Raw genomic sequence first — 26,033 nt, 5'->3', positions numbered from 1 at the left:
CGCGAGCAGGCTCGCTCCCACAAGGGACACAAGGGGATTCAAGACATGCTGCAAGTCGACAAGCTGCACCAATACTACGGCGGTAGCCACATCCTGCGCGGCCTGTCGTTCGACGTGAAGGTCGGCGAGGTGACGTGCCTTCTCGGTCGCAACGGCGTGGGCAAGACCACCCTGCTCAAATGCTTGATGGGCCTGCTGCCGGCCAAGGAAGGCGTGGTGAATTGGGAAGGCAAGGCCATCACCACGTTCAAGCCGCATCAGCGGGTCCACGCCGGCATCGCCTATGTGCCGCAGGGCCGGGAAATTTTCGGGCGGCTGACGGTGGAAGAAAACCTGCTGATGGGCCTGTCGCGCTTTCCGGGCTCAGAAGCCAAGGAAGTACCGGCCTTCATCTACGAATTGTTCCCGGTGCTGCTGCAGATGAAACAACGCCGGGGTGGCGACCTGTCCGGCGGCCAGCAACAGCAGCTCGCCATCGGCCGGGCCCTGGCCAGTCGGCCGCGCCTGTTGATTCTCGATGAGCCCACCGAGGGCATCCAACCGTCGGTGATCAAGGAGATCGGCGCGGTGATCAAGAAACTCGCGGCCCGGGGCGACATGGCGATTTTGCTGGTGGAGCAGTTCTACGACTTCGCCGCCGAGCTGGCTGATCAGTACCTGGTGATGTCCCGGGGCGAGATCGTGCAGCAGGGCCGTGGAGAAAATATGGAAGCCGAGGGTGTGCGCGGATTGGTTACGATCTAGTCTGTAGCGTCCCGACGACAATCAGAAAATCATGAATCTACCTGTATCGCCATCCGCCCTGTTCACCCCCAGCTGGCACGCCGAGCTGGACTTGGGCTATGCCCGATTCGGTGATTGCACGCGCCCGGTCCAGCGCCGGCACAAAGGCCCGTTGCGGGTGCAGAAGCACTTGTACGCCGAAGGTCCCGAGGTGTGCCAGCACATCATCGTCCACCCGCCCGGCGGCATTGCCGGTGGGGATCGGTTGGACATTTCGGCCCAGGTCGGCCAGGGCGCCTGGGCGCAATTGACCAGCCCCGGCGCGGCCAAGTGGTACCGCGCCGCCGGCCCGGCGTACCAGCAACTGAGCCTGAGCGTGGCCCCCGGCGCGACCCTGGAATGGCTGCCTCAGGAAACCATCGTCTTCAGCGCGGCCCAGGCCGAACTCAGCACGAACATCGATCTGCAAGGCGACGCCCGCTTGTTCTACTGGGACATCGTTGCCCTCGGTCGGCCCGCCAGCGGCGAGCGGTTCGACGTGGGACACTTTCAGTCGTGGCTGGACATCCGCCGCGACGGCCAGTTGCTCTGGCACGAGCGTCAGCGCATCGCCGGTGGCGATGGGTTGCTCGACTCCCCCATCGGCCTGGGCGGCGACCCGGTGTTAGCCACCTTGCTGGTGACCGGCGAGATCGACAGCGAGCTGCTGGAGCGCTGCCGCTCCCTGGACCATGCCGTGCGTGGCGACCTGACCCAACTGCCCGGCCTGGTCGTGGCACGCTGCCTGGCGAGCGAGGCATTGTTGGCGCGGGGGTGGTTGATTGAGTTGTGGCGCTTGCTCAGGCCTGCATTGCTTGGAAAAGAAGCCGTGCCACCAAGAATCTGGAGTACTTAGTTATTTCCTCTGTGGGAGCGAGCCTGCTCGCGAAAGCAATAGAACATCCAACATGATTGTTGACTGACACACCGCTTTCGCGAGCAGGCTCGCTCCCACAGTGGAATGTGTCTACTGCAAAATTTTTATCTGCCCTTATGGATTGCACATGGACCTGACCCCACGCGAAAAAGACAAGCTGCTGATCTTCACCGCCGGCCTCGTCGCCGAGCGGCGACTGGCCCGGGGCTTGAAGCTCAATTACCCAGAGGCCATGGCCTACATTTCCGCCGCGTTGCTCGAAGGCGCCCGCGACGGCCAGACCGTGGCCGAGCTCATGCACTACGGCACCACCTTGCTGAGCCGCGAGCAGGTGATGGAAGGCATCCCGCAAATGATCCCGGAAATCCAGGTAGAGGCGACGTTTCCCGACGGCACCAAACTGGTAACCGTCCACCAACCCATCGTCTGAGGCAACGGCATGACTTATCAGATCCGAGACGCCCAGCACCGCGACCTGCCGGCGATCCGCGACATCTACAACGATGCCGTGCTCAACACCACGGCGATCTGGAACGAGCAGCCCGTGGACCTGGGCAATCGCCAGGCTTGGTTCAGTGCCCGGCGCTCCCAGGGCTACCCGGTACGGGTGGTCATCGATGCCGAGGACAACGTGCTTGGGTATGCCTCGTTCGGCGACTGGCGGCCGTTCGACGGCTTCCGCCACACCGTCGAGCATTCGGTGTACGTCTGCCGGGACCAGCGCGGCAAGGGCCTTGGCCCTGTGCTGATGAGTGACCTGATCGAGCGCGCCCGGGCCTGCGGCAAGCACGTCATGGTCGCCGCTATCGAGAGCGGCAACGCGGCGTCGATTCGCCTCCATGAGCGGGCGGGTTTCGTCACCACCGGGCAGATGCCCCAGGTGGGCACCAAGTTCGGCCGTTGGCTGGACCTGACCTTCATGCAGTTGGTCCTCGACCCCGGGGCGCCACCGCCCGCCATGGACAAGGAGTGATACCGATGAACGCCGCCCAGTTGCGTCGAATCCACGCTGAAAGCTTTGCGCATTATCGCCAGGGCCTGGTCGACCTGTTGCTCGACGCCGTGGGTCATGGCGCCAGCGTGGGGTTCATGGCCGACCTGGATGCCGTACCGGCCAGGGCTTATTTCGACGAAGTCCAGGCCAGCCTCAATCAGGGTCACCTGCTGTTGTGGGTGGTGGTCAAGGATGAACAGGTACAGGCCAGCGTCCAGCTCGCCCTGTGCCAGAAGCCCAACGGCCTCAACCGTGCCGAAGTACAAAAACTGCTGGTGCGCGGCGACGCTCGTCGCAGGGGCCTGGGCCAGCAATTGATGAGCGCCCTGGAGCTCGGCGCCCGTCAGGACAAGCGTGGGCTGCTGTACCTCGACACCGAGGCCGGTTCCGAAGCCGAGGCGTTCTACCGCGCCATGGGCTACACCCGCGTCGGAGAACTGCCCGACTACTGCCAGAGCCCGGACGGGACCTATACCCCGACCGCCATCTACTACAAGACTTTGGGACAACCGCAATGATTCCAGGCCAATACCAGGTTCAGCCCGGCGATATCGAGCTCAACGCCGGCCGCCGCACCGTGACGCTGAAGGTCGCCAACAGCGGCGACCGGCCGATCCAGGTCGGGTCGCATTTTCATTTTTTCGAGACCAACGACGCCCTGGCCTTCGACCGCGCCGCCAGCCGTGGCATGCGCCTGAACATCCCGGCCGGCACCGCCGTGCGCTTCGAGCCGGGTCAGAGCCGAGAGGTGGAACTGGTGGACCTGGCCGGGCATCGCCGGGTGTTCGGGTTTGCCGGGCGGATCATGGGCGACCTTTAGGTCACGGCATTTGCGTTGGCCCCTTCGCGAGCAGGCTCGCTCCCACAAGGGAATGCGATCAATTGTGGGAGCGAGCCTGCTCGCGAAAAGTGAGCGCAGCGAACGGCCTTACTATTAATTGAGTCTCAAGGCGAGCACATGAAGATTTCGAGACAAGCCTACGCCGACATGTTCGGCCCCACCGTCGGCGACAAGGTCCGCCTGGCCGACACCGAGCTGTGGATCGAGGTGGAAAAGGATTTCACCACCTACGGCGAAGAGGTGAAATTCGGCGGCGGCAAGGTGATTCGCGATGGCATGGGCCAGAGCCAGCTGTTGGCTGCCGAGGTCGTCGACACGCTGATCACCAACGCGCTGATCATCGACCACTGGGGCATCGTCAAGGCTGATGTCGGCCTCAAGGAGGGACGCATCGCGGCCATCGGCAAGGCCGGCAACCCGGACATCCAGCCCGACGTCACCATCGCCATCGGCGCCAGCACCGAAGTGATTGCCGGCGAAGGCATGATCCTCACCGCTGGTGGCATCGACACCCACATCCACTTCATCTGCCCGCAGCAGATCGAAGAAGCCCTGATGAGCGGTGTCACCACCATGATCGGTGGCGGCACGGGCCCGGCCACCGGAACCAACGCCACCACCTGCACCTCCGGGCCGTGGCACCTGGCGCGCATGCTTCAGGCCGCCGACGCCTTCCCAATGAACATGGGTTTCACCGGCAAGGGCAACGCCAGCCTGCCGGAGCCGCTGGTCGAACAGGTCAAGGCCGGGGCCATCGGTCTGAAGCTGCACGAAGACTGGGGCACCACCCCGGCGGCCATCGACAACTGCCTCAGCGTGGCCGACCAGTACGACGTTCAGGTCGCGATCCACACCGACACCCTCAACGAGTCCGGTTTCGTCGAGACCACCCTGGCCGCGTTCAAGGGCCGCACCATCCACACCTACCACACCGAAGGCGCCGGTGGCGGCCATGCGCCGGACATCATCAAGGCCTGCGGTTTCCCCAATGTGCTGCCCAGCTCCACCAACCCGACCCGGCCGTTCACCCGCAACACCATCGACGAACACTTGGACATGCTGATGGTCTGCCACCACCTGGACCCGAGCATTGCCGAGGACGTGGCGTTCGCCGAAAGCCGTATCCGCCGCGAGACCATCGCCGCCGAAGACATCCTCCACGACCTCGGCGCCTTCTCGATGATCAGCTCCGACAGCCAGGCCATGGGCCGCGTTGGCGAAGTGATCACCCGCACCTGGCAGACCGCCGACAAGATGAAGAAGCAACGCGGCGCCCTGCCCGGCGACGGCGAAGGCAACGACAACTTCCGCATCAAGCGCTACATCGCCAAGTACACCATCAACCCGGCGATCACCCACGGCATCAGCCACGAAGTGGGCTCCATCGAAGTGGGCAAATGGGCCGACCTGGTGCTGTGGCGCCCGGCATTCTTTGGCGTCAAGCCGACGCTGATTCTCAAGGGCGGAGCGATTGCCGCCAGCCTGATGGGGGACGCCAACGCCTCGATCCCGACGCCGCAGCCGGTGCATTACCGGCCGATGTTCGCCAGCTACGGCGGCTCGCGACACGCCACCAGCCTGACGTTCATCAGCCAGGCCGCCGCCGAGGCCGGGCTGCCGGAACAACTTGGGCTCAAGAAAAGAATCGCCGTGGTCAAAGGCTGCCGCGACGTGCAGAAAACCGACCTGATCCACAACGACTACCTGCCGAGTATCGACGTCGACCCGCAGACCTATCAGGTCAAGGCCGACGGCGTGCTGCTGTGGTGTGAACCGGCCGACGTGTTGCCGATGGCGCAGCGCTATTTCCTGTTCTGAACAGAGCCGGCGGCGAGAAGGCAAGTGCCCTCGCCGCCGGTTCGTCTTACAGGTCTGTACTCTCCTGGGGCGAATCCAGTTCATCCTGGGTCAACGACTGGATCAGCTCCGCTTCCTTGACCCTTTGCTGCAAGCCCAGCGCCTCGGTTCGACTGTTGTAGTCAGCTTCCTCCAGGGTTCCGTCCGCTTTCTGCTCATCCAGCGCCAGCAGATCCTCAGTGAGGGCGTCCGTCAATGCCTGGAAGTCTGCCGCGTGTTGCTGCTTCAAATAGTCGATCCAGAAATCACGGCCCACCAGTGACTGCATTTGTTCGGGCGAGTCGTCCAGGGACAACACCTCGGCGGCCGCGGCATCGAGCATGGCGCTGGAGACGTTGCCCAGGCTGGTGAAGCGTCCACCTTTCGGTTGCCCCGGCAATTCCAGCCGGTCCCGGAGCCCCGCACGATAGGCCAACCGGACCTCGACTTCCTCGATCTGCCTGATCAACTCGGTCTTTTGTGCGGCGGTGAGTTCTTCACGGGCATTGATGGCAGCACGACGCCCCTGGATGTCCCGCAGCGCTATACGCTCCACTTCATCCAGCCGGAACAATCCCTTGGCCAGGCGAATCAGCGTGGCAGCCTCATCCCCTTCCACCGACAGGGCCTTGGCGTTGTGGATCATCATCTTTATTTCCAGGTTGCTGAATGACAACGAAGCCCGATCTTCACAGGCCGGCTCGCCGGCCAGTTCGAACAGCTCACGACGCAATTCAGTGGAATCCCTGGCAGCCTCCAGCATCTGCCAGACGCGGGCCTGCAGGTCCGAATAGTCAGCCACGTCCTGATAGGACCCGATCAACCGACTCAGCAACTGGAAGAACTCCCCGGATAACGGATCTGCCTGCAGGCTCTGCCACAGGGCCTTTTTATCCTCCCGTTGTTCGGACGGCAGATCACGCAGCCATGGCCGCACGTCTGGCCGCATGCCCACCACAGCGTTGGCCGCCAGCTGGAGTGTTCCTGGCCTGCGCGGCGCGACCCATTCGGGATGGGCCTGCTGAAGATTCGCCCAATATTCCCGCAAGCGCTGCCCAGTCGCCTCGCTCATCGGATTACCCTGGATAAAGGTCACGCCATTGAGCCGGGCCGTGGCGTGGGCCTGGTCGGCGGGCGGATCGATCACGTGTGCCGGCACTTCGGTCAGTTGGTTGGCGCGCAAGTCCAGTTCCTCCAGCGGCTGTTCTAGCAGGCCCGTGGGCCAGGTGTCGATCCTGGTATTTCGAAGCGACAGCTCCGTCAGGGCCGGCATGGTGCTGAAGTCCGGCAAACGACCCAGTGGATTGTCGCTGAGGGTAAGGAATTCCATGGCGGGCAGGCCGGCCAGGATCTCAACACCTCGCGGCGTCAGGCCGATCTGGTTCGATGCCAGCGTGAGGTTGCTCAGACGGGGCATTGCCGCCAACGCCTCCGGCACTTCGGTCAGGTTGTTATGGCTCATGTCCAGCCAACGAAGGGCAGGAAAACGCGTGAGGAAACCGTTGCAGGTTTGTTGCGACAAACCCATGTTATAAAGTTTCAGGAAGGTCACGTGACTGAAATCAGCCGACAGTTGCGGCAACGACCTCAGATGCATCCAGCTCAAATCAAGCTCATACCCGACACGCCGGCCGTCGACCACGATGATGGCCCGGGACTGGCGTCTCCAGCATTTACGGATACGATCGGCGGTGATTTGCTTGACTCGTCGCCATGACGCCGATAAATCGTCGTTCCCTTCATCCGTCTCGGTGGAAGCGACCCAACGGTCCAGCTCGTTGCGCAACGTACGGTACTCGGTTTCAAGGCGCCCGATCTCCGCGGCCGCTCCGTCGCCCAATTCCCGCACAAAGACCCGGGCTTCCTGAGGGGAATAATCGGGGAACAAATTTCGCACCCGTCTTTCCGGCGACCGGCCCAGGCGCAGCCATTCCAAAGGCCCGCCCAAGGGATAGCCGTATCTGCCCGAAGCCAGGCGCATAGGCGAGACGAGCGACGGCTTGACTGCCGGCATCTTCAAGACCTTCGCCAATGAAGCTCGGCTCACCGGCGCCGCACCGATCGCGTCCTTCAACAGCGCGCCATGGAGGATCGAAGGGCGGCCCATCGCCTGGCGCTCTGCATCCGGAAGCGCATGTTGTAAGGCTGCGTAGAGGCTGCCCTCACTGCTCAAATCATTGCCGCTGTCGTCATGGGCCTGATAAAGATCGTCACGCTTGACGACGATTTTTACCTGCGTCGAATCCGCCGGCCCGACGCTGTCGATCAAGTCCCCAGAGGTGAAATCTTTCCTCAGCTCGATGCGTACCGTATCGCTCCAGCCCGCCAACGTCTTGAGGGTCGCCAGTGCCAGGCGAGGTGTGTCCGCCGTGGCCAGGCTCTCCTGATATAAGCCCTCGTAGGCCCGATTCAAACGGATCGCCCGCTGAAAGTGACGCAACTCTTCGGCGATGCGCAGCGGGATGGGTTTGGTCTGGGTGGCATCGGTGTAATCCCATCCCGCCATCTGCCGGGTTTCGGCAGGGCTGGCGTGGACCATGATCTGCTCGATGGCGGCCGCCGGAACCGAAGGAAAACGGGATTTGATCAGCTTGACCCGCGGGTCTTTCGACACATCGCCCTTGGCGTAGTGATCATGGATCAGTTGGTTTTTCTCACGCACCGCCACTTCAAGGAGATTCTTGCGAAACTGTTGGATCCGGGCGTTCATGTCGGTTTTCGCGATGGCCGGCCGCGTGCCGGCCAACAGATCATTGCCCGTCGCATCCACGGCCTCGATCAGGTTCCTGGGGAATGAAGATGAATCCACTTCCGTATCGCTGACGATGACTTCACGGATCAAGGACGTTCCATCCGTTGGGTGAGCGTATTCCCACAGAGACTTGCCCGCGCTGTCGATCACCTTCAGCTTCAAGTTTTCTGGCCATGGGCCGTAACCCGTGAGCAAGTGCAGCTGCGTCATCGAATCGGCTTTCTCATAGATCAGCGGATCTTCGCTTTGCATGTGCAGCAGGAAAGCATCGACCTTGCGAGCGATGTCGAAGCGCTTGATCGTGTCGTCCAGCAACACCGGCACCGGCTCGCCCTCGGCGTGCATGCGCCGCAGCACGTCCTCGCTGGTGCCACTGGCGGTACGAATGTGCTCGAGCTCGGCATCGCTGAAATCCTTGACGCGGTGGCCGAGCCGGCGCATCAGGGTCGTACCGTCCCAGCTTCGCGGCTGTTCCAGCTCATGGTTCCAGGCACCGCTGCCGTTGTTTGTCAGCTCGGGCTGATAGGCATCCGGTCGGGAAGGATGGCGAATGCGATAACGTTGGGTGGCCGGGTCTTGCTGGACTTCGTAGTGACTGTCGTCCAATGGCAAGACGTCGCGACCGTTGACGCGGTGCAAGCCCAGGGCATCGGGTTGCGAATTCGCGGGCGGCTCCAGATCGCTCCGGTAAGGCGCCAGGTCGGGTCGCCAGAGCCGTCTTTCGCCAGTCGGCGAAGTGACGGGCGCCAGTTGATCCACCGTAGCCGATGGCATGATGCGCGGGAGCACTTTGGCGCCTGCCACCATGAACGCGGCGTTAAGCGCCAGGCTGGAAACGTGCGCCCATATTTCCTTGGTTTCGCCCTGCTCGAACGCCTCGATGCCTTCGAACGCCTCGTACAGCATCTGCAACGCCCACACCGCCATCATCACCTGACCGAGCCCGGGAACAACGAACGCCGCCATGTTGAGCACATCGATGACCGTGCTTTCCCAACTTTCCAGGCGCGCCTGACGCGCCTTCTTGTCTTCATCCCCTGTAGGAACTGCCGCGACCCGTGCGTCTTGGTAAATCTTGCGGACCTGATTTACCCGTAGCGTCTCCCACAAGAAACCCTTGAGGTCGGACGCGCTCATCGGCAGCCTGGGCAGGTTCGACTTGAGGGGGAAGTCGCCTTTGGCATCGGTTTGCGAAGAGGGTTTGAAGAGACGGTTGAAACGCTCGAAGAAATGCCCTTGCTCATGCAGCGGCACGAAGCGGCTGAAGAAGCGCCGGTAGTCGAGGTTGTGGAGGCGGCGACGCAGTTCGACCATGAATTCGTAGCTGGAGGCGTATTCCTTCACCGGGTGCTCGGGGTCGTCCGGGATATACGCCACGACCCGCTCCAACCGGGTACTGCGGTCGCGCTCCGGTCCGATCAGCAAAGGCCCGACAAGCTCGACGTCAAGGACCGTCAACGTCGCGAAGGTCACCGCGCGGCCGTCCAGCTCGGCCGAGGGCTGCCCACCCACTACCCGCTGCAACATTCGGTAGGTGTCCTGCCGGATGTCCGCCTTGGCGTGGGCGATCTCGGTACTGATCGTGAGGAGTTGCTTGTGATGCTCGCGCAACTGTTCATCCAACCGTTCGCGGGCCTGGCGGTCGTTCGGTTCCAGGATCGTCGTGAGGTGTTCCCGATACTTGCGTCCCAGGTCGAGCTTGCGGCATAGCTTGATGAACGCCTCGGGGGCTATGGGCAATGCTCCCGCGCGCACGGATTCCAGGGTATGACTCAAGGTGCCATCGGCGGACACCGGCGTGGTGGTAATGAGGTGGCAATCATCGCAGTCGAGCTTGTGCTCTTCATCGGGTTCGAAATTGGCCAGCGCGACGTCCAATAACGAACCGCCCCGGTATTGGTAAGTGTCGTAGCCCTCGCCCGTCAGTCGATGGAGCAAGTTGATACCCATGTCGGTACGCGTCTTGACCGCGAACTTGCGGGCAAAATAAACCTCCCGGACATTGAGCGTACGCCTGAAGGTTGTCTGGATGGCCTGGCTGAGCAAGGGTTCGGCGAAGGTCCGTATGTCCTGGACCTTGCCCAGCGCGTAGTCGACCTGGTTGAAAATTGCGCAGTAGCGCTCGTGAATGCTTTTTAGGTTGGCCCTGGTCTGGTGGGTCGTCTTCACGTACCAGTCTGGAAGCTCCAGGTCATGATCGCTCAGCGCCTTCTGGCGCTGCGCGGTGGCTTTCATGTAGCAGGAGGAAATGCGACTTCTGAGCAGATCGTCGTGCTCGCCGTGTTTCGAAGCGGGTGAAGTCGTGGCGCTTTTTGCAACGGTAGGCTCTGGCATATCGGGTCATCCTTGAGGTTGGAAAACCCGAGCCTATCCATTGCTCGCTCCGTGAATGCGGTAACTATTTATCGCTTCCATCACAGGACATGACAAACAACCCACCGCGGCCTCACCCCCGCTCCGGACCCAAGAATCCGCGTTACAGATCAGTACTTTGCACCTGCGCGTCCAGCTCTTCCTCGGTCAATGACTGGATCAGCTCCGCTTCCTTGACGCTGTGCTGCAGGCCCAGTGCCTCGGACTTGGTCCCATAGTCAGCCTCCTCCAGGGTTCCGGCTGCCTTGGCCTCATCCAATGCAAGCTGGTCGGTGATAAGGGTGTCGGTCAGCGCCTGGAACGCGGCTTCATGCTGCTGTTTCAAAAAGTCGATCCAGAATTCACGCTCCAGCAGCGATTGCACCTGCCGAGGTGAATCGTCCAGGGCCAGGACCTGGGTAGCGGCTGCATCCAGCATGTCCTGGGTGACGTTGCCCAGGTGGACAAAACGCCCGCCTTTTGGCTGCCCCGGTAACGCCAGCCGATCCCTCAGCCCCACCCGGTAGGCGAGGCGCACTTCGACTTCCTCTATCTCTGCCAGGTGCCGGGCCTTCTGCTCGGCCGACAGGTCCCGGCGGGCCGTGATGGCGTCACGCCGTCGCTGAATGTCCTCCAGAGCGATGCGCTCCACTTCATCGATGCGAAACAATCCCTTGGCCAATTTGATCAACGTCCCGGCCTCAGCCTCGCCATTGGCCGTGGCCTTGGCGTCGTGAATCATCAATCTGATTTCCAGGTAGCTGAACGATAACGCTGCGCGGTCCTCACACGCCGGAGCCCCCGCCAGTTCGAACAACTCACGACGCAGGTCGGTGGAAGCCTCGGCCGCTTCCAGCATTTGCCAGACACGCAACTGCAGGTCCGAGTAGCTTTCTTCGCCTTGATAGGAGGTGGCCAGGCGATTCAACAGCTCGAAGAACTCACCCGATTGCGGTTCACTCGCCAGGCTTTGCCACAACGCGCGTTTGTTGGGTAATTGGCTGTCGGGCAAATTCTGCACCCACTGCTGCACATTGGCCGCCGTTCCCACCGCGACATGACCAAACGCCCCGTGTTGACGCAACGTTATCCACTCGGGATGCTCACGCCACAGGTCCGCCCAGTAATCATGCAGGCGCTGCTGGGTCGCTGCGTTCAATGGATTGCCTTGGAGGAAAGTCACGCCGTTGACGCGGGCCGTGGCAAGGACGTCAGCCGCCGCCGGGTTGAGCAGCGCCTCCGGAACGTCGGTCAACTGGTTGTCGCGCAAATCGACGAACTCCAGCGGCAAGCCGTGCAGGCCGGCGGGCCAGGTGTCGATTCCGGTGCCCTTGAGGCCCAGGCCGCGCAAATCGGACATTCGACTGAAATCCGGCAGCTGCCCCACGGGGTTGTTTTCCAGATTGAGGACCTTCAGTCGGGTAAGACCCTGCAGGACTTCAACACAACGAGGGGTCAGAGTAATGGTGTTGTCCTTGAGCAGCAGCTTGGTCAGGCCATCCATTGCCCCCAAGGCCGCGGGAATTTGGGCCAGGCGGTTGTCAGTCATGTCCAGCCAGCGAAGAGAGGAAAAACCGGAGAGAAAACCTTCGCAGGCCTGTTGTGACAGGTCCATGCCTGCCATTTTCAGCGAGGCCACGTGGCTGAAATCCGCCGACAGCTCCGGCAGGTAACCGACTGTCAGCCGGCCCAGATCGAGCTGATAGCCCGCCGCGCGGCCATCCGCGGCTGTCTCCACGGCGGTCTGGCGCCTCCAGCAACGCTTGATCTGATCGGCCACCCCGCGCTTGCGCACGGGTGGCACCTGCTCCATGCGGTCGCCCGAATAAATCCAACTGGTCGTATTGGCCCAACGGTCGAGGTCCCGATCCAGCATGTCCAGCTCGATCTTGCGTCGCTTGAGCTCCGCCACGGCGCCGTCGCCCAATGAAGCCAGCAACGCCCGGACCTGTTCGTTCGTATGGTTGGGGTACAACTCCAGAACGCGACTTTCCACCGAACGCCCCAGCCCCAACAAGGCTCGCAGCCCGCTCAGCGGGTATCCCACCGCGCCCGACGCCAGGCGCATCGGTGAGCGGAACGATGGCTTGATGGCGGGCAAGTTCAAGATTCGCGCCAACGAATTGCGCGGCAATGGCGCTTTCCCGAGGGCCTTTTCCAGCAGGCCGCCCTGGTGGATCGAAGGGCGCCCCATGGCCTGGCGCTCGGCGTCCGGCAGGGCGTGTTGCAACGCGTCGAAGACGCTGCCCCAATGGCTCAATTCATTGCCCCGGTCATCAAGGGCCTGGTAGCGAGCACCGTCCCTGACCACGATCTTGGTCTGCGCCGCCTCCAGCGGCCCGATGCTGTCGACCAAGGCGCCGGAGGCATGATCGTCTCGCAGTTCGATACGCACCGTGTCGCTCCAGCCGGGCAGGGTCTTGAGCGTTGCCAGCGCCAATCGGGGCGTGTCCGCGGTCGCCAACGCAGGCTGGTACAGGCCTTCATAGGCCCGGTTCAAACGCACCGTTCGCTGACAATGACGCAGTTCCTCGGCGATGCGCAGCGGAATCGGCTTGGTCTGGGTGGGATCGGCGTCATTCCACGCGGCCATCTGCTGAAGCTCCCCACGGTTGGCATCGGTGATCATCTGCTCGATGGCCGCGGCCGGCACCGATGGGAAGCGGGATTTGATCAACGCCACCCGAGGGTCCACTGGCTCTTGGCTCCTGGCGTAGTAATCATTGAGCAGCTGGACTTTTTCACGCCGCGCCACTTCCGCGAGGTTGTTCCTGAGCTGGCGAATCCGAGCATCCATGTTCGTTTTCGCTATCGCCGGACGGGTGTCGGCCAGCAGATCCTTCCCGGTCGCGTCCACCGCCTCGATCAGATTCTTCAGCACCGAAGAGGTACGCACCTTTGCCTCGGGAATGATCACATCACTCACCGGAGCCGAGCCCTGGGATGGACGAACATACCGCCAGAGCGTCTTGCCCGCCCCGTCCACCACCTTCAATCTCAGCCCGCTTGGCCAGGGGCCATAACCGGCAAGCAAGTGCAACTGCGTCACTGGATCGGCTTCGTCCTGTCGCAGCGAATCGTCGCTTTGCAGTTGCCCGATAAAATTGTCGACTTGTCGCGCCAAGTCAAAGCGCTTGACCGTATCGGCCAGCAATGCGGGCATCGGCTCGCCTTCCACATGCATGCGTCGCAACACGTCCTCGCTGGTGCCACTGGCGATGCGGATCTGCTCCAGTTCGCTGTCGCTGAAATCCTCGACCCGATGGCCCAGCCTGCGCATCAGGGTTGTGCCTTTCCAACCCTGTGGTCTTTCGAGTTCATGGTTCCAGGCGCCGCTGCCGTTGTGCGTCAGCTTGGGCTGGTAGGCATCCGGCCGGGAAGGATGACGGATGCGATAGCGGTGGGTAATCGGGTCCTGTTGTACTTCGTAGTGGTGCCCGTCCAATGGCAGGACCTTGCGGCCACTGACCTCGTACAGCCCTAGACTGTCCGGGACGGCGCCGGCGAGTGGGCGCAAAGGACTGCGGTACGGCGTGAGATCAGGGTTCCAGAGTCGCGACTCCCCGCTGGCCCGTTCAACCGCTTCCAACCGATCCACCCTGGCCGATGCCTGGATCTTCGGCAACACTTTGGCGCCTGCGACCATAAACGCGATATTGAGCGCCACGCTGGAAAAGTGCGCCCACATCTCCTGGGTTTCCCCCTGCTCGAACGCCTCGATACCTTCGAACGCTTCTTCGAACATCTGCACGGCCGCCACGGTCAGCATCAGTGGCCCCAACGCAGGCACCACGAATGCCAATTGGTTAAGCACGTCGATCACCGTGTTCGTCCAACTCTCCAGGCGCGCCAGGCGGGCGGCTTTGTCTTCATCGGCGGTGGGCACCGCCACCGTTCGCGCGTCCATCTCGATTTTCTGCAGTTGCTCGCGGCGCAAGGCTTCCCACAGCGAGCCGGTGATGGGCGATGCGGCCATGCGCAAATTTTTGAACGAGGGCTTGAGCGGATAGTCCGATTGGGTATCGGCCTCGGGAGAGGGTTGGTACAACTGGTCGAACTGCTTGAAAAAATGCCCTTGCTGACTCAGCGGTACGAAACGGCTGAAAAACTGTCGGTAGGCGATGCCATGGAGGCGCCGACGCAGTTCCACCATGAATTCGGTGCTGGACGGATACTCCTTGAGAGGATGCTCGGGATCGCCCGGTAGATACGCCACCACACGCTCCAGGCGCCGGGTATTTTCCCGGTCGGGCCCCATCAGTACCGGGCCGACCAGTTCGGTGTCGAAGATTTTCAGCGAAGTGAACGTCACCGGTCACCCGTCGAGCATGGCGCCGTCCTGATCGCCGACCACTTGCCGCAGCATCAGGTACGTGTCACGGCTGATGTCGGCCTTGGCCCAGGCGACTTCGACACTCAGCGCCAACGACTGACGGTGGTGGTCGCGCATTTGCTGGTCCAGACGGCGGCGGGCGTCTTCGTCAGCGGGTCGAGCGATGGCGCGAATGTGCTGCTGGTAGCGGCGCCCCAGGTCCAGCTTGCGGCATAGTCTGGCAAAGGCGTGCGGAGCGATTGGCAACGCCCCCGCCCGAACGGCCTCCAGCGTAGGCGCAGGCGTACCGCTGACGGTCAGCGCCGTGGTGGTGATGACATGGCAGCCATCGCAATCGAGCTTTTGCTCTTCGTCGGGTTCGAAGTTCGCCAGTGCCGTTTCCAGCAGCGAAGCACCTCGGTACTCGTAGGTATCCCAGGCCTCGCCCGTCAGGCGGTGAAGCAGCGTGCTGCCCAGGTCCTTGCGTGTCTTGCTTGCGTACTGGCGGGCGTAATAAACCTTCTCCACATTCAGGGTTCGCTTGAATTCCTGCTGGATGGCCTGGGTCAGCAACGGCTTGGCAAAGGCGCGGATATCCTCGATGCGGCCCAAGCTGTTGTCGATCAGGTTCAGGCTGGCGCGGTAGCGCGCATGCTGGTCCTTGAGGCGGGTCCGGGTTTCGTGGGAGGTCTTGGGGTACCAGGCCGGGAGTTTCAGGTCGTGGTCGCTCAACGCCTGCTGGCGCCGCATGACGGCCCCGATGTACCAATCGGGAACGCGCTGCCTGAGCAGGTCGACATGGACGCCGCGATTTTCAGGCAGCGGCGTCATGCCGGGGTCGCTAACGGCAGAAATAGGTAATGGCATTTCGGATCATCCTTGATGGTGGAAAACCCGAGCCTACCCAGCGCGTCACTGACGAGTGCGGTAACTATTTATCGTTTTTTTCCGCCAGGGACCCCGCGCGTGCCTACTCCACCCAACGGCCCAGTTGCTGGCGCAGCCGACGGTTCTCGGATCGCAACTGCTGGACCTCCTCCAACAGATCCAGCGCCAGCGCGACACCTTCCCATTCCAGTTCCAACTCACGGCGCAGCTTGGCGGCCCGGCGGGCCAGGACCAGTTCGTAATCGGTGAAACGCCAATCGGTCGGGGCCGCGCCGTGGGGCTCGAGGATGCCGTGCTCGACGATTTCAATCACGTGGACATCCGCCAACGCAGCGGCTTCACAGAATTCCATCAGGTTCAGTTCGATGATCGGGTCGTTCATGGTCTGCTTCTCCCAATGCTTCAACTGTCGAGTCTAGCCAGGATTGTGAAAACCCGGTTTTGTGGCGAGGGAGCTTGCTCCCGCTCGGCTGCGCAGCAGTCGTAAAACCTGCCTACCGGTTTTTCCTGGCGCACCGTGTCGAATGGTTTTGGGGCTGCTTCGCAGCCCAGCGGGAGCAAGCTCCCTCGCCACGGCGTGCGTTGCCAGGCCTGTGATTACCGGTCAGAAGTGCTCCCGAGGATCGAACGCAGCTTTCTTCGCCAACTCGGCCCACAACGCCTTGACCGATTCATCGCTGGCCTTGGGCATCACGGCCTTGAGCTGTACGAACAGGTAGCCGCGCTCGCCGGCCTTGTTGCGCAGGCCGTGGCCCTTGGCGCGCATGCGCTGGCCGTTCTGGCTGCCTGCCGGCACCTTGAGGTTGATCTTGCCGGTGAGGGTCGGCACCGCCACCTCGGTCCCCAGGGCCAATTCCCACGGCGCCAGGGGCAAGGTGATGATCAGGTCCTGGCCTTCGACGTCGAACTTGGGGTGCGGGGCGAAACGAATGGTCAGGTACAAGTCGCCATTGGCGCCACCGCCGATGCCGGGCGCGCCCTGGCCCTTGAGGCGGATGCGCTCGCCATCGATCACGCCCTGCGGGATCTTCACGTTCAGGCTCTTGCTGGTATTGCTCACGTGCTGGCCCGCCGCGTTGTATTGCGGCACCTGGAAACTGACCTTCTTCGACTCGTTCGACAGGGTTTCTTCCAGGAAGATCGGTAATTCCATTTCCACGTCTTGCCCCCGACGGCCGGCGCTGCGACCCGATTGACGGCCACCGAAACCCGGCCCGCGATTGCCAAAGATCGAACTGAAGAAGTCCGAGAAGTCACCCGTATCCTGGCCACCAAAACCGCCACGGCTCTGCCAACCCGGCGGTCCCTGGAATGGCTGTCCGTGCTGACCATAACGGCGCAGGTCGTCGTACTCGGCACGCTTGTCGGCGCTTTTCAACGCCTCATAGGCTTCGGAGACGTCCTTGAACTTGGTTTCGGCGTCCTTCTCTTTGCTCACGTCCGGGTGGTACTTGCGCGCCAACTTTCGATAGGCAGCCTTGATCGTGGCATCGTCGGCCGTCGGCTCGACACCCAGGATCTTGTAATAGTCTTTGAAGTCCATCTTAAGCATCACCATCCGTTATCGATGTCGCACCGCCACGCACGGCATGCCCGGATGACCGGACAGCGGGTTGACCAGCCTCAAGATTGGGACCGGGCGGCGCATCAGAAGTTTATCGGCAGCGGGTGGCGGTTCTTGTGTCCGCCCGATGGCTGCCAGGCTCATGCCAGCAAGTTTGGGGGTGTGACGTCGTCTTTCAAGGCCCGTGTTTGCGAATTAGCGGATAACCGGCCTTCGAATCCGCGCCGCACTGGCATACACTGCGCGGCCGTTTTTTCGACCGGAATCTGAAAGACATGAAAAACGCATCCCCGGCCCGTGCCTGCGGCATCGACTTCGGCACGTCCAACTCCACTGTCGGCTGGCTGCGCCCCGGCATGGAAACGTTGATCGCGCTGGAGGACGACAAGATCACCTTGCCCTCGGTGGTCTTTTTCAATCAGGAAGAGCGCCGCCCGGTGTACGGTCGCCTGGCGCTGCACGAATACCTGGAAGGTTACGAAGGCCGGCTGATGCGTTCGCTCAAGAGCCTGTTGGGCTCCAAGCTGATCAAGCACGACACCAGCGTGCTGGGCACGGCGATGCCGTTCAAGGACCTGCTGGGGCTGTTCATCGGCCAGTTGAAGAAACGCGCCGAAGCCACTGCCGGTCGAGAATTCGAAGAAGTGGTGCTGGGCCGCCCGGTGTTTTTTGTCGATGACGACGAAATGGCCGACCAGGAAGCCGAGAACACCCTGGTAGACGTCGCCCGCGCCATTGGCTTCAAGGAAGTGTCGTTCCAGTACGAGCCCATCGCGGCGGCTTTCGACTATGAATCGACCATCGAGAAAGAAGAGCTGGTGCTGATCGTCGACATCGGCGGGGGTACGTCGGACTTCTCCCTGGTGCGCCTGTCGCCCGAGCGTCGTACCCACGATAACCGTCACGCCGACATCCTCGCGACCGGTGGCGTGCACATCGGCGGCACCGACTTCGACAAGCAACTCAGCCTGCAAGGCCTGATGCCGCTTTTCGGCTACGGCAGCCGCATGAAAAGCGGCGCCTACATGCCCACCAGCCACCACATGAACCTGGCGACCTGGCACACGATCAACGCGGTGTATTCGCAGAAATCCACCCTGGCCCTGGGCAGCATGCGCTACGACATCGAAGACACCGCGGGCATCGACCGGCTGTTCAAACTGATCGAACAGCGCGCCGGGCACTGGCTGGCGATGGAAGTGGAAGAGACCAAGATTCACCTGACCCACGCCGACCAGCGCCATGTGGCCCTGGACCGGATCGAACCGGGCCTGAGCGTCGATCTGAGCCGGGCCTTGTTCGAGTCGGCCATCGACGGCTTGCTTGAGCGGGTACGCGGCAGCGTCACGCAGTTGCTCAACGATGCCAACGTGCGGGTTGATCAGGTCGATACGGTGTTCTTCACCGGCGGCTCCAGCGGCATCCCGGCGCTGCGCAACAGCGTCTCGGCGATGCTTCCCCAGGCGCGGCATGTGGAAGGCAATATCTTTGGCAGTATCGGCAGTGGATTGGCGATCGAGGCGATGAAGCGGTATGGGAGTCAGGCCTGATTCAGGACCGAGGCGCCCCCTTCGCGAGCAGGCTCGCTCCCACAGTTTGACCGAATGCGATCGAACTGTGGGAGCGAGCCTGCTCGCGAAAGCGGTAGATCAATCGATACAACGGTCGGATCAAACCATCCCTACCTGCTTCAACTCACTCTTGAGATACGCATAGTAGATAGGCCCCGCCACCACCCCCGGCAGGCCGAACGCGGCTTCGAACACCAGCATCGCCATGAGCAATTCCCACGACTTGGCGCTGATCTGTCCGCCGACGATACGGGCGTTGAGGAAGTATTCGAGCTTGTGGATCACGATCAGGTAACCCAGCGCGGCCACCGCCACCCAGATCGACAATGACAGGGCGACCACAGTGATCAGGGTGTTGGACATCAGGTTGCCGATCACCGGCAACAGCCCCAGCAGGAACGTCATCACGATCAGGGTCTTGGTCAGGGGTAGCTGGATGCCGAACAGCGGCAGCACCACCGCCAGGAAAATCCCGGTGAAGAACGTATTGAGCAGGGAAATCTTGATCTGGGCGAAGACGATGTTGCGAAAGGCCTTGACCAGCAGGTTCAGGCGATCGAACAGCGCAGCGGCCAGGGGCTTGCGCTTGGTCAGGTCGGGGATGCGCTGCAGGGCGACGATGGCGCCGAGCACCATGCCGATCAACAGCGTCACGAACATGTGGGCCGCGTCCTTGCCCACCAGCTGCAGGTCGCTCAAGTGCTTGCTCACCCAATCACCGATCGCCACCCGGAACTCGGCGGCGCTGGCCGGCAGGTAGGCATCGATGAACGGCGGCAGTTGCCCACGGGCGCGATCGACCACGGTCATGAACTTGTCCAGGGAGGCCCCGGGATTTTCCGCTTCGTGCAGCAGGAAACTGAAGGCGCCGGCAAAGATCAGGGTCAGCACACTGACCACCAACGTGCCGAGCAATGCCACCGCCAACCAGCGGGCACGCCGGCCTTCGATCAATCGTTGCAACTGCGGAGTGAGCATGTTGACCAGCTCGAACACCAGCAACCCGGCCAACAGGCTCGGCAACAGGCGCAGCGGCAACACCAGCAACAGCCCACCAAAAATGATCACCCAACTGATCACCAACAACACATGACGCTGAGAAAACGTTGGCATACAGCCCCAGGACAAAACGGCATGAAAGGATCGGCAGTCTGCCAGCGATCCGCTGGCAGCACTAGGGATTGTATCGGCCGATTTGGCCCAGGGCTCAGAAGATCCGGCGCTTATTTTTTCTTCAGGCACTCACTCATGAACGCCTTGCGAGCGTCACCCTTCAACGCCTGCTCGGTGGCAGTGGCATTGCAGCTTTTCATGCGGTCCTGTGGGGTCGCCTTGAGGCAGTTGCTCATGAAGGCCTTGCGTTCGTCACCCTTGAGGGCCTTGGTGGTGGCGTCGGCGTTGCAGGTGGTCATCTTGGTTTGTTGGGCCGTGGCGGCGAACCCCTGGGAACACAGCAGCAAACCCATCATCAACAAAGGGACACGGAGCATCTTCATGGTGTTTCTCCTGGTTGCCGCACGAGGGTGTGGCGATGGGGTGCAGTGTAGACAAAGCCTGTTACACCTTCATCTGTTCGATTTCCCGAGCATGAACTACCAGTGTCTGGAGCATGTCGGCAACGAACGATAACGCGCGACGCCCTGCGTCCTACAAGCCTGCCGCCTTCAACCGCTCGGCATGCTCGACAAACAACCGGATCGGCTCCGCCCCCCTGCCCACCAGCCCCAGCGACTGATTGACGATGTCGAAATGGTCCAGCGGGTAGTCATCCCGGATCACCGTGCCCAGGTGCGAACTGTAGCGCCCGACCATGCCGTCGCTCTGCCCGGCTTCGCGCACGAAGGTGCGGGCGAACAACCGGCAGCTTCGATTGGTGCCATCGAAGAGGTTGCGACCCTTGTCGGTCTTGCCCGGCTGCAACGTCCCCGACCAGGAGTAGTAACGCACGCCATTGACCTCTTCCGGCCCGTGTCCGCCCCAGGTTTGGGGCAGCCCCTGTGGATAACGTTCGTTGAACAGCGCCACCCCGGCAGTGGTGAGCGAAGCATGGGATGCCTTCAGGTCGGCTGGCAGCCGTGGCCCGTGATAACCGGTGTCCAGCAGGCTCATGATCGCGTTGATCAGCCGCAGCAAGGCACTGAGCACCCGGCCCTTGGCGCTGTCGGCCGGGTAATGGGTTTGCAGATAATCGGCTAGCTCGGAACCGTGGTTGGTGCCGGCCACCGAAGAGACCGACGCCACCAGGTCCGGGCGTTTGGCCGCGGCGTAGCGGGCAGTGAGGGCGCCCTGGCTGTGGCCGATCAGGTTGACCTTTTGCGCGCCGGTTTGCCGCAGCACTTCCTCAATCCGGGCCAACAGCTGCTCGCCGCGAACCTCGGATGAATGCAAGGGCGAGACCTTCACAGGAATCACCACGGCCCCGCCCCGGCGCAATGCCTCTGCGATGCCATACCAGTACGGATACAACACCAGGCGAATGAAACCGAGCATGCCCGGGACCAGCACCAAGGGGTAGCGAGTGGCACAGCGTTGCGACATGGCGACATCCTTGCGATCAAGAGGTGGTCAGCATCAGTACCGATGATGACCAGTCTATGACACCCGAGGCACTTCAGCCCGATCGCGGCAAGCCCCAGGTCCTCAAAAGGTTCGGGCGAGCGCTAGCAAGCGTTGCTCGGCCTCGGCATAGGAACGCGCGAAGCTGTGCTCGGCGGACTCTTCGCCTTCGGCCGCCACCACCGTCACGTCGTTGATACCGATGAAGCCCAGCACCGCCCGCAGCCAGGTGTCGGCGTGGTTCATGGCCTCCAATTGGCCACCGGGGCCAAAACCGAAGTCCCCACGGCTGGTCACGATCAGCACCTTTTTGCCCGACACCAGCGGCTCGTACTGGGAAACACCGTTGTCGAGGCTGTGGTTGAACGTCACGCCGATGCGTACGATCTGGTCGACCCAGGCTTTCACGCCGCTGGGCACGCCAAAATTGTGCATGGGTGCCGAGATTACCAAGCGATCGTGGGCTTGCAGTTCGGCAACCAGCGCATCGCTCAGCGCCAGGTCGGCCTGCATGGTCAATGGCCGCGCCTGGGGCTCGGAGTAAAACGCCGCCGCAATAAAGGCTTCGTTGACCGCAGGGATGACGGTGCGGCCCACCTCGCGGCGAGTCGGTTGGCAAAGTGGATTGGCGGCCTGCCACGCCGCTATGAATGCCTCCGTCAGACGTCGGGAATGGGAACGCTCACCGCGTGGGCTACCCTGTACGACAAGAATGCTGCTCATCTGTAACTCCTTCTAATGCGACTACAATCGGAACGGCCTGTGGCTTTAAGATTGGAGCCCGGTCGCCCTTGATCGCAAATGAGCGTTAGTTCATCCGGATGAGTTGTTTTCATCCATACGGAGATTTCCAATGTTTGCCACCCTGCCCCTCAATGCCTTGCGAGCCTTCGAGGCGGCTGCACGCCTGCTCAGTTTCAAGGCGGCGGCCGAAGAGCTGGCGGTCACCCCGACAGCGATTTCCCACCAGATCCGCTCCCTGGAAACCTGGCTGGGGGCGCAGTTGTTCGAACGCTTGCCGCGCCGGGTACGCCTCACCGACGCGGGACAGCGGCTGTTCCACAGCTTGCACGGGGCATTGCTGGAAGTTGCACAAAGCGTCGACAGCCTGCGCCCGCAACGCAGCACCACGCACCTGACGATATCCACCACGGCGGCGTTTGCCGCCCTGTGGCTGGTGCCGCGCCTGGGGCGGTTTTACGCGCGCCATCCGAACATCAACGTACGCCTGGACACCCATTGCGAAGTCATCGACTTGCTTCAGGACGCCAGCGTCGATCTGGTGGTGCGCTACAGCCTGGACGGCTACTCGAACCTCTATGGCATGTGCCTGTTCGAAGAGAGCTTCGGCGTGTATGGCTCGCCGGAACAAGTCGCGCTGGCCACCCGGCAGCCGCCGACACTGATCAGCGTGCGCTGGCATAACGCCAAGCTGTACGCCCACGGTTGGGACGCCTGGTGCGCCCAGGCGGAGGAAAGCTGGATGACCCGGCAACCTTGCATACGTGAATACGATGAAGAGCACTACGCCCTGCAAGCGGCTATCGCCGGCCAGGGCCTGGTATTGGCGAGCAATATCCTCGCTTCGCAAAGCGTCGCCAGCGGGTTGCTGGTGGGTTATCGCCCCAAGGTCCAAGTCAGCGGTGCCGGCTACAGTGCGCTTTGCGTGCCGGGACGAGAGCGGCACCCGCCCGTGCGGGCTTTTTTCCAATGGGTGGAGGAGGAAGCACGCTTGTCCGGGCACGCCTTGAAAAATCCGGTAAAACTTTTCCAGGATCGCATCACTCAGAACTAGAGCGATCGCGCCAGCAGAGCGTGACGCCTAACCGGATCAGCCTCCAGGAGAACGAGATGAGCGACATGCACTTATCCGACGTCACGACCCTGCGCGAACGTGCGCGCCAGAACGTCCAGAACGGCGCGGTCACCGAAGGCTACAACGCCGATCGACAGGAAATCATCCGCCTGCTCAACGAAGCATTGGCCACCGAACTGGTCTGCACACTGCGCTACAAGCGTCACTATTTCATGGCCACCGGCCTGAAGGCCGGTGTCGCGGCGAGTGAGTTTCTCGAACACGCCAACCAGGAATCCGAGCACGCCGACAGGCTCGCCGAACGCATCGTGCAACTGGGTGGCGAACCGGAATTCAACCCCGACCTGTTGACTCGGCACTCCCACGCCCAGTACGTGGCAGGCAATACGCTCAAGGAAATGGTGTTCGAAGACTTGGTCGCCGAACGTATCGCCATCGACAGCTATCGGGAAATCGTCCAATACATCGGCGAAAAAGACCCAACCACTCGGCGCATCTTCGAAGACATCCTGGCCCAGGAAGAAGAGCACGCTGATGACATGGCCGATATCCTGGCCGATCTCTGATACGCCTTTCGCGAGCAGGCTCGCCCCCACAGGGGATCGCGTTCTTCTTTTGAAGAAACTCGATCGAAGGCGAGAGCGAGCCTGATCGCGGTGAGGCCGGTAGCATCACTACTCGGCTACCGGGTAGGCTTGACCGTGACCGGCGCCTTGCCCGCCTTCATCTGTTCAAGCAACGGCGCGCACTGGTTCGGCTCGCCACCGCTGGGCGCGACCAGGGCCAACAGCCCCGCCGCCGGTGCGGCGATGACACCCAGGGCAACCATCCCGGCACCGCGCAACATCAGTGGCACGGCCTTGACGCCGGCGGCAGGGTTGGCAAACGTGCCCCGCACGTACAGCGGCGAGCGTAGAGAAATCAACCGCCAGCCCTTGGACTCGGGCGTGACGGTCAGGTCCAGTTGTTCGGTGGCCATGTTCGCCGTACCGTCGATATAGATAATCGCGTTCTCGGTGTCGAACACGAACAGGCGCGTGGTCGCCAGGCCGGTCTTGATATCGAAATCAGCCGCTGCGCAGTTGATCTTCACTTCCTTGTCGCCAAAGATTTTTCCCACCACGTAATTGCCGACGTTGAGCCCCGCCAGTTCCATCAGCTCGCGGCTGATGGCGCCGTCGTTGATGAGCATCTTCAGGGTGCCATTGGAGGTGCCCAGCAACGCCGCCACCGAATTGCCGCGCCCGGAAATATCCGCGTCGCCATTGAGTTCACCAAAACTGGTCTTCATTGGCTCGAATCCCGGGAACAACTGCTTGAGCTTGAAGCCCCGCGCAGTCAATTTCGCCTGGCCTTCGAGGGGCTGGGTGTGGCCGTTGAGGCGGATCTGCGCATCGAGCCGGCCACCGGCGACGCCAAAGCGCAGGGGCTCCAGGCTCAGTTGGCCGTCGTTGAGCACCAGGTGCGTGTAGAGATCGGTGAACGGCAACTGCTCGCTGTGAACGATACGCTTGCCGGTGAACTCCACGTCGGCGTCCATCGCACTCCAGCGTTCGGTGCGGAACTCCTCCACCGGCAACACCTTGTCGGACGGTTGTTTGCTGGCGCCGCCACGGGCTTTTTGTTCGGCATTGGAGTCTGCGCCGATCAACGGCGCCAAATCACTGAACAACAACTGGTCGGACACCAGCGCACCGCTGAGTTTCGGCCGGGGCTGGCTGGCGACATAGGCCAGGTTACCGTGGATGTCACTGTCGCCAATCTTGCCGTTGAACGCCTCGTAGCGAAACTGTGCGCCGTCCGGCTCGTGGAGCTTGGCGATCAATCGGCCGTCCGTGGAATACGGTGGCGAATCCGGCAGGGTCACGCCCGTCAGCGGATAAAGATTGGCCAGGCTGTTGCCGGACAGTTTCAAACGCAGGTCAAGGGCGCCGAGGTTCTTTGGGTCGGTCAGGGTGCCGGCCAGTTCGACGCGGGTGTCGGCGATCTTCGCCTGGGCCTGCAATGGAAAAGGTTGTGCCGCATCCTGCAACGCCAGCAGGCCGCCGACCTTGCCGGATCCGCTGAGACCCCGCCCGTGATATTGCCCGTCGACCTTGAAGGCAAAGGCATAGTCTTGTGGTGACGAGCCCTGTTCCCGGGTTCTTTTCGCGGTTTTTTCCCCGACGATATCACTGAAGGGAATGGGCTTGCCCAACGGGTCGACCAGCACGTCGAGCCGGGTCTTGAGCGTCTGGTCGTCGAGCGTGACATGCCCCTTGTCAAAACCGATGGCGCCGATGTCCACCACCCAACTGGACGGTTCGGCGTCCGGGTCCTTTGGATCGAACTGGAAAGTCCAATTGGCCCGTCCATCGGCCAGGCGCTGCAGGCTGGCGTCGGGGCCTGTCAGGTCGATACGCGGGATGGCCACCCGCCGCGCCAGCAACGCCAGGGGCGAGATACGCAACTCGACGCGCTTGAGCGTGACCATCTGCGGGAGCTTCGACCAATCCGGGTTGCCCAGGGTCAGGTCTTCGGCGACCACATGCGGCCATGGCAGCCATGCCCGCCAGCCGCCCTCGCCGGGTTCGCGCCGCCAGATCACCGCCAGGTTGCCATTGATTGCGAATGGGCGATGCAGCTCTTCGGAAACCTTGGCATTGAGCGCAGGCTTGATGCGGTTCCAATCGAAGAACGCGATGAACAGCACCAGCACGGTCAGCAGGACAACGAGGCAGGCAAAGCCCCAGGCGAAGATTTTTGAGGTGCGCGTCATGCACAAGGCTCCTGAGGCAGATGGACGTCCGGACCGCGACGTCTGGGGCAGCACGAACCTGTAGCCGGCTCGTTGCGATGATCGTTGGACAGGCAAAACGGCCAACAGGTTTACCACCAAGGGTGACGAACGGCACTAAAAAAACACGCACGAA

At 62.1% G+C, this 26,033-nt stretch carries 19 protein-coding genes and 1 pseudogene; 10 read left to right on the top strand and 10 right to left on the bottom strand.

Annotated elements, in window-relative coordinates:
- Nucleotides 1–45 precede the first annotated feature (45 nt).
- The 7 genes from urtE (at nt 46) to ureC (ending at nt 5,292) form a co-directional block, all read left to right on the top strand.
- Nucleotides 46–744 carry an urea ABC transporter ATP-binding subunit UrtE gene (gene urtE, locus J3Q04_RS03170; RefSeq protein WP_434560905.1) on the top strand — a complete coding sequence of 233 codons (699 nt, stop codon included), beginning with the start codon at nt 46–48 and terminating at the stop codon, nt 742–744.
- A gap of 31 nt (nt 745–775) precedes the next feature.
- The gene (locus tag J3Q04_RS03165) at nt 776–1,618 is read left to right on the top strand and encodes an urease accessory protein UreD (RefSeq protein WP_434608020.1); all 843 of its coding nucleotides are present in this window, start codon (nt 776–778) and stop codon (nt 1,616–1,618) included.
- A 148-nt stretch (nt 1,619–1,766) separates the two neighbouring features.
- Nucleotides 1,767–2,069, top strand: coding sequence for an urease subunit gamma (ureA, locus tag J3Q04_RS03160; protein WP_420766244.1), 303 nt, complete (start codon nt 1,767–1,769; stop codon nt 2,067–2,069).
- Between the two features lie 9 nt (nt 2,070–2,078).
- Complete coding sequence (locus tag J3Q04_RS03155; RefSeq protein ID WP_420766243.1) at nt 2,079–2,612, top strand: GNAT family N-acetyltransferase; 534 nt, start codon at nt 2,079–2,081, stop codon at nt 2,610–2,612.
- Nucleotides 2,613–2,617: 5 nt separating this feature from the next.
- Nucleotides 2,618–3,151 (top strand): GNAT family N-acetyltransferase, encoded by a 534-nt coding sequence (locus J3Q04_RS03150; RefSeq protein ID WP_434608022.1) that lies wholly within the window; start codon nt 2,618–2,620, stop codon nt 3,149–3,151.
- Complete coding sequence (locus tag J3Q04_RS03145; protein ID WP_420766241.1) at nt 3,148–3,453, top strand: urease subunit beta; 306 nt, start codon at nt 3,148–3,150, stop codon at nt 3,451–3,453. Before J3Q04_RS03150 ends, J3Q04_RS03145 begins: the two co-directional genes overlap by 4 nt.
- Before the next feature lie 138 nt (nt 3,454–3,591).
- Entirely contained in the window at nt 3,592–5,292 is a 1,701-nt protein-coding gene (ureC, locus tag J3Q04_RS03140) for an urease subunit alpha (protein WP_434608025.1), read from the top strand.
- A 46-nt stretch (nt 5,293–5,338) separates the two neighbouring features.
- On the opposite strand, the gene J3Q04_RS03135 is transcribed toward ureC, so the two are convergent.
- The 5 genes and pseudogenes from J3Q04_RS03135 to J3Q04_RS03115 all read right to left on the bottom strand — a co-directional run bounded on the left by J3Q04_RS03135 (nt 5,339) and on the right by J3Q04_RS03115 (nt 17,157).
- Complete coding sequence (locus J3Q04_RS03135) at nt 5,339–10,396, bottom strand: NEL-type E3 ubiquitin ligase domain-containing protein (RefSeq protein WP_434608027.1); 5,058 nt, start codon at nt 10,394–10,396, stop codon at nt 5,339–5,341.
- 142 nt (nt 10,397–10,538) lie between these two features.
- Nucleotides 10,539–11,774: an NEL-type E3 ubiquitin ligase domain-containing protein gene (locus J3Q04_RS03130; RefSeq protein WP_434635625.1), complete on the bottom strand. Its 1,236-nt coding sequence runs from the start codon at nt 11,772–11,774 to the stop codon at nt 10,539–10,541.
- A 2,784-nt stretch (nt 11,775–14,558) separates the two neighbouring features.
- Nucleotides 14,559–15,476: pseudogene (locus J3Q04_RS03125) on the bottom strand (dermonecrotic toxin domain-containing protein); the annotation flags it as partial.
- 220 nt (nt 15,477–15,696) lie between these two features.
- Nucleotides 15,697–15,996, bottom strand: a complete 300-nt coding sequence (locus J3Q04_RS03120; RefSeq protein ID WP_420766237.1) for a chaperone modulator CbpM — start codon at nt 15,994–15,996, stop codon at nt 15,697–15,699.
- A 222-nt stretch (nt 15,997–16,218) separates the two neighbouring features.
- The gene (locus tag J3Q04_RS03115; RefSeq protein ID WP_434608029.1) at nt 16,219–17,157 is read right to left on the bottom strand and encodes a DnaJ C-terminal domain-containing protein; all 939 of its coding nucleotides are present in this window, start codon (nt 17,155–17,157) and stop codon (nt 16,219–16,221) included.
- Nucleotides 17,158–17,453: 296 nt separating this feature from the next.
- Here J3Q04_RS03115 and J3Q04_RS03110 point away from each other — a divergent pair, with 296 nt between their 5' ends.
- Nucleotides 17,454–18,728, top strand: coding sequence for an Hsp70 family protein (locus J3Q04_RS03110; RefSeq protein WP_434608031.1), 1,275 nt, complete (start codon nt 17,454–17,456; stop codon nt 18,726–18,728).
- 120 nt (nt 18,729–18,848) lie between these two features.
- Here the strand turns inward: J3Q04_RS03110 and J3Q04_RS03105 are convergent, their stop codons facing one another.
- The 4 genes from J3Q04_RS03105 to J3Q04_RS03090 form a co-directional block, all read right to left on the bottom strand.
- Complete coding sequence (locus tag J3Q04_RS03105; RefSeq protein WP_420766234.1) at nt 18,849–19,862, bottom strand: AI-2E family transporter; 1,014 nt, start codon at nt 19,860–19,862, stop codon at nt 18,849–18,851.
- Between the two features lie 110 nt (nt 19,863–19,972).
- Nucleotides 19,973–20,245: a PsiF family protein gene (locus tag J3Q04_RS03100; protein WP_434608034.1), complete on the bottom strand. Its 273-nt coding sequence runs from the start codon at nt 20,243–20,245 to the stop codon at nt 19,973–19,975.
- 151 nt (nt 20,246–20,396) lie between these two features.
- Nucleotides 20,397–21,287 carry an alpha/beta fold hydrolase gene (locus J3Q04_RS03095; RefSeq protein ID WP_434608036.1) on the bottom strand — a complete coding sequence of 297 codons (891 nt, stop codon included), beginning with the start codon at nt 21,285–21,287 and terminating at the stop codon, nt 20,397–20,399.
- A gap of 102 nt (nt 21,288–21,389) precedes the next feature.
- Complete coding sequence (locus tag J3Q04_RS03090) at nt 21,390–22,028, bottom strand: FMN-dependent NADH-azoreductase (protein WP_434608038.1); 639 nt, start codon at nt 22,026–22,028, stop codon at nt 21,390–21,392.
- A 130-nt stretch (nt 22,029–22,158) separates the two neighbouring features.
- Between J3Q04_RS03090 and J3Q04_RS03085 the strand changes: the two genes are divergently transcribed.
- Nucleotides 22,159–23,100 carry a LysR substrate-binding domain-containing protein gene (locus J3Q04_RS03085; protein ID WP_434608040.1) on the top strand — a complete coding sequence of 314 codons (942 nt, stop codon included), beginning with the start codon at nt 22,159–22,161 and terminating at the stop codon, nt 23,098–23,100.
- 56 nt (nt 23,101–23,156) lie between these two features.
- Complete coding sequence (locus J3Q04_RS03080; RefSeq protein WP_420766229.1) at nt 23,157–23,687, top strand: ferritin-like domain-containing protein; 531 nt, start codon at nt 23,157–23,159, stop codon at nt 23,685–23,687.
- Nucleotides 23,688–23,803: 116 nt separating this feature from the next.
- Here J3Q04_RS03080 and J3Q04_RS03075 read toward each other — a convergent pair whose 3' ends face one another.
- Entirely contained in the window at nt 23,804–25,879 is a 2,076-nt protein-coding gene (locus J3Q04_RS03075) for an AsmA family protein (protein WP_434608043.1), read from the bottom strand.
- Nucleotides 25,880–26,033: the final 154 nt, after the last annotated feature.

The sequence above is a fragment of the Pseudomonas sp. D4-21 genome (assembly GCF_051132125.1).
In the GTDB taxonomy this organism is placed as follows: domain Bacteria; phylum Pseudomonadota; class Gammaproteobacteria; order Pseudomonadales; family Pseudomonadaceae; genus Aquipseudomonas.
The sequence above is the reverse complement of the archived record's forward strand: the minus strand, read 5'-3'. Positions and strand labels throughout refer to the sequence as shown.

What these genes read in the sequence shown, in the direction of transcription:
- J3Q04_RS03090 (WP_434608038.1), bottom strand. Translation starts at nt 22,028, where the DNA reads ATGAGCAGCATTCTTGTCGTACAGGGTAGCCCACGCGGTGAGCGTTCC.
- J3Q04_RS03130 (WP_434635625.1), bottom strand. Translation starts at nt 11,774, where the DNA reads ATGTCCGATTTGCGCGGCCTGGGCCTCAAGGGCACCGGAATCGACACC.
- urtE (WP_434560905.1), top strand. Translation starts at nt 46, where the DNA reads ATGCTGCAAGTCGACAAGCTGCACCAATACTACGGCGGTAGCCACATC.
- ureA (WP_420766244.1), top strand. Translation starts at nt 1,767, where the DNA reads ATGGACCTGACCCCACGCGAAAAAGACAAGCTGCTGATCTTCACCGCC.
- J3Q04_RS03085 (WP_434608040.1), top strand. Translation starts at nt 22,159, where the DNA reads ATGTTTGCCACCCTGCCCCTCAATGCCTTGCGAGCCTTCGAGGCGGCT.
- J3Q04_RS03080 (WP_420766229.1), top strand. Translation starts at nt 23,157, where the DNA reads ATGAGCGACATGCACTTATCCGACGTCACGACCCTGCGCGAACGTGCG.
- J3Q04_RS03100 (WP_434608034.1), bottom strand. Translation starts at nt 20,245, where the DNA reads ATGAAGATGCTCCGTGTCCCTTTGTTGATGATGGGTTTGCTGCTGTGT.
- J3Q04_RS03120 (WP_420766237.1), bottom strand. Translation starts at nt 15,996, where the DNA reads ATGAACGACCCGATCATCGAACTGAACCTGATGGAATTCTGTGAAGCC.
- J3Q04_RS03095 (WP_434608036.1), bottom strand. Translation starts at nt 21,287, where the DNA reads ATGTCGCAACGCTGTGCCACTCGCTACCCCTTGGTGCTGGTCCCGGGC.
- J3Q04_RS03075 (WP_434608043.1), bottom strand. Translation starts at nt 25,879, where the DNA reads ATGACGCGCACCTCAAAAATCTTCGCCTGGGGCTTTGCCTGCCTCGTT.
- J3Q04_RS03115 (WP_434608029.1), bottom strand. Translation starts at nt 17,157, where the DNA reads ATGGACTTCAAAGACTATTACAAGATCCTGGGTGTCGAGCCGACGGCC.
- J3Q04_RS03135 (WP_434608027.1), bottom strand. Translation starts at nt 10,396, where the DNA reads ATGCCAGAGCCTACCGTTGCAAAAAGCGCCACGACTTCACCCGCTTCG.
- J3Q04_RS03155 (WP_420766243.1), top strand. Translation starts at nt 2,079, where the DNA reads ATGACTTATCAGATCCGAGACGCCCAGCACCGCGACCTGCCGGCGATC.
- ureC (WP_434608025.1), top strand. Translation starts at nt 3,592, where the DNA reads ATGAAGATTTCGAGACAAGCCTACGCCGACATGTTCGGCCCCACCGTC.
- J3Q04_RS03110 (WP_434608031.1), top strand. Translation starts at nt 17,454, where the DNA reads ATGAAAAACGCATCCCCGGCCCGTGCCTGCGGCATCGACTTCGGCACG.
- J3Q04_RS03165 (WP_434608020.1), top strand. Translation starts at nt 776, where the DNA reads ATGAATCTACCTGTATCGCCATCCGCCCTGTTCACCCCCAGCTGGCAC.
- J3Q04_RS03105 (WP_420766234.1), bottom strand. Translation starts at nt 19,862, where the DNA reads ATGCCAACGTTTTCTCAGCGTCATGTGTTGTTGGTGATCAGTTGGGTG.
- J3Q04_RS03150 (WP_434608022.1), top strand. Translation starts at nt 2,618, where the DNA reads ATGAACGCCGCCCAGTTGCGTCGAATCCACGCTGAAAGCTTTGCGCAT.
- J3Q04_RS03145 (WP_420766241.1), top strand. Translation starts at nt 3,148, where the DNA reads ATGATTCCAGGCCAATACCAGGTTCAGCCCGGCGATATCGAGCTCAAC.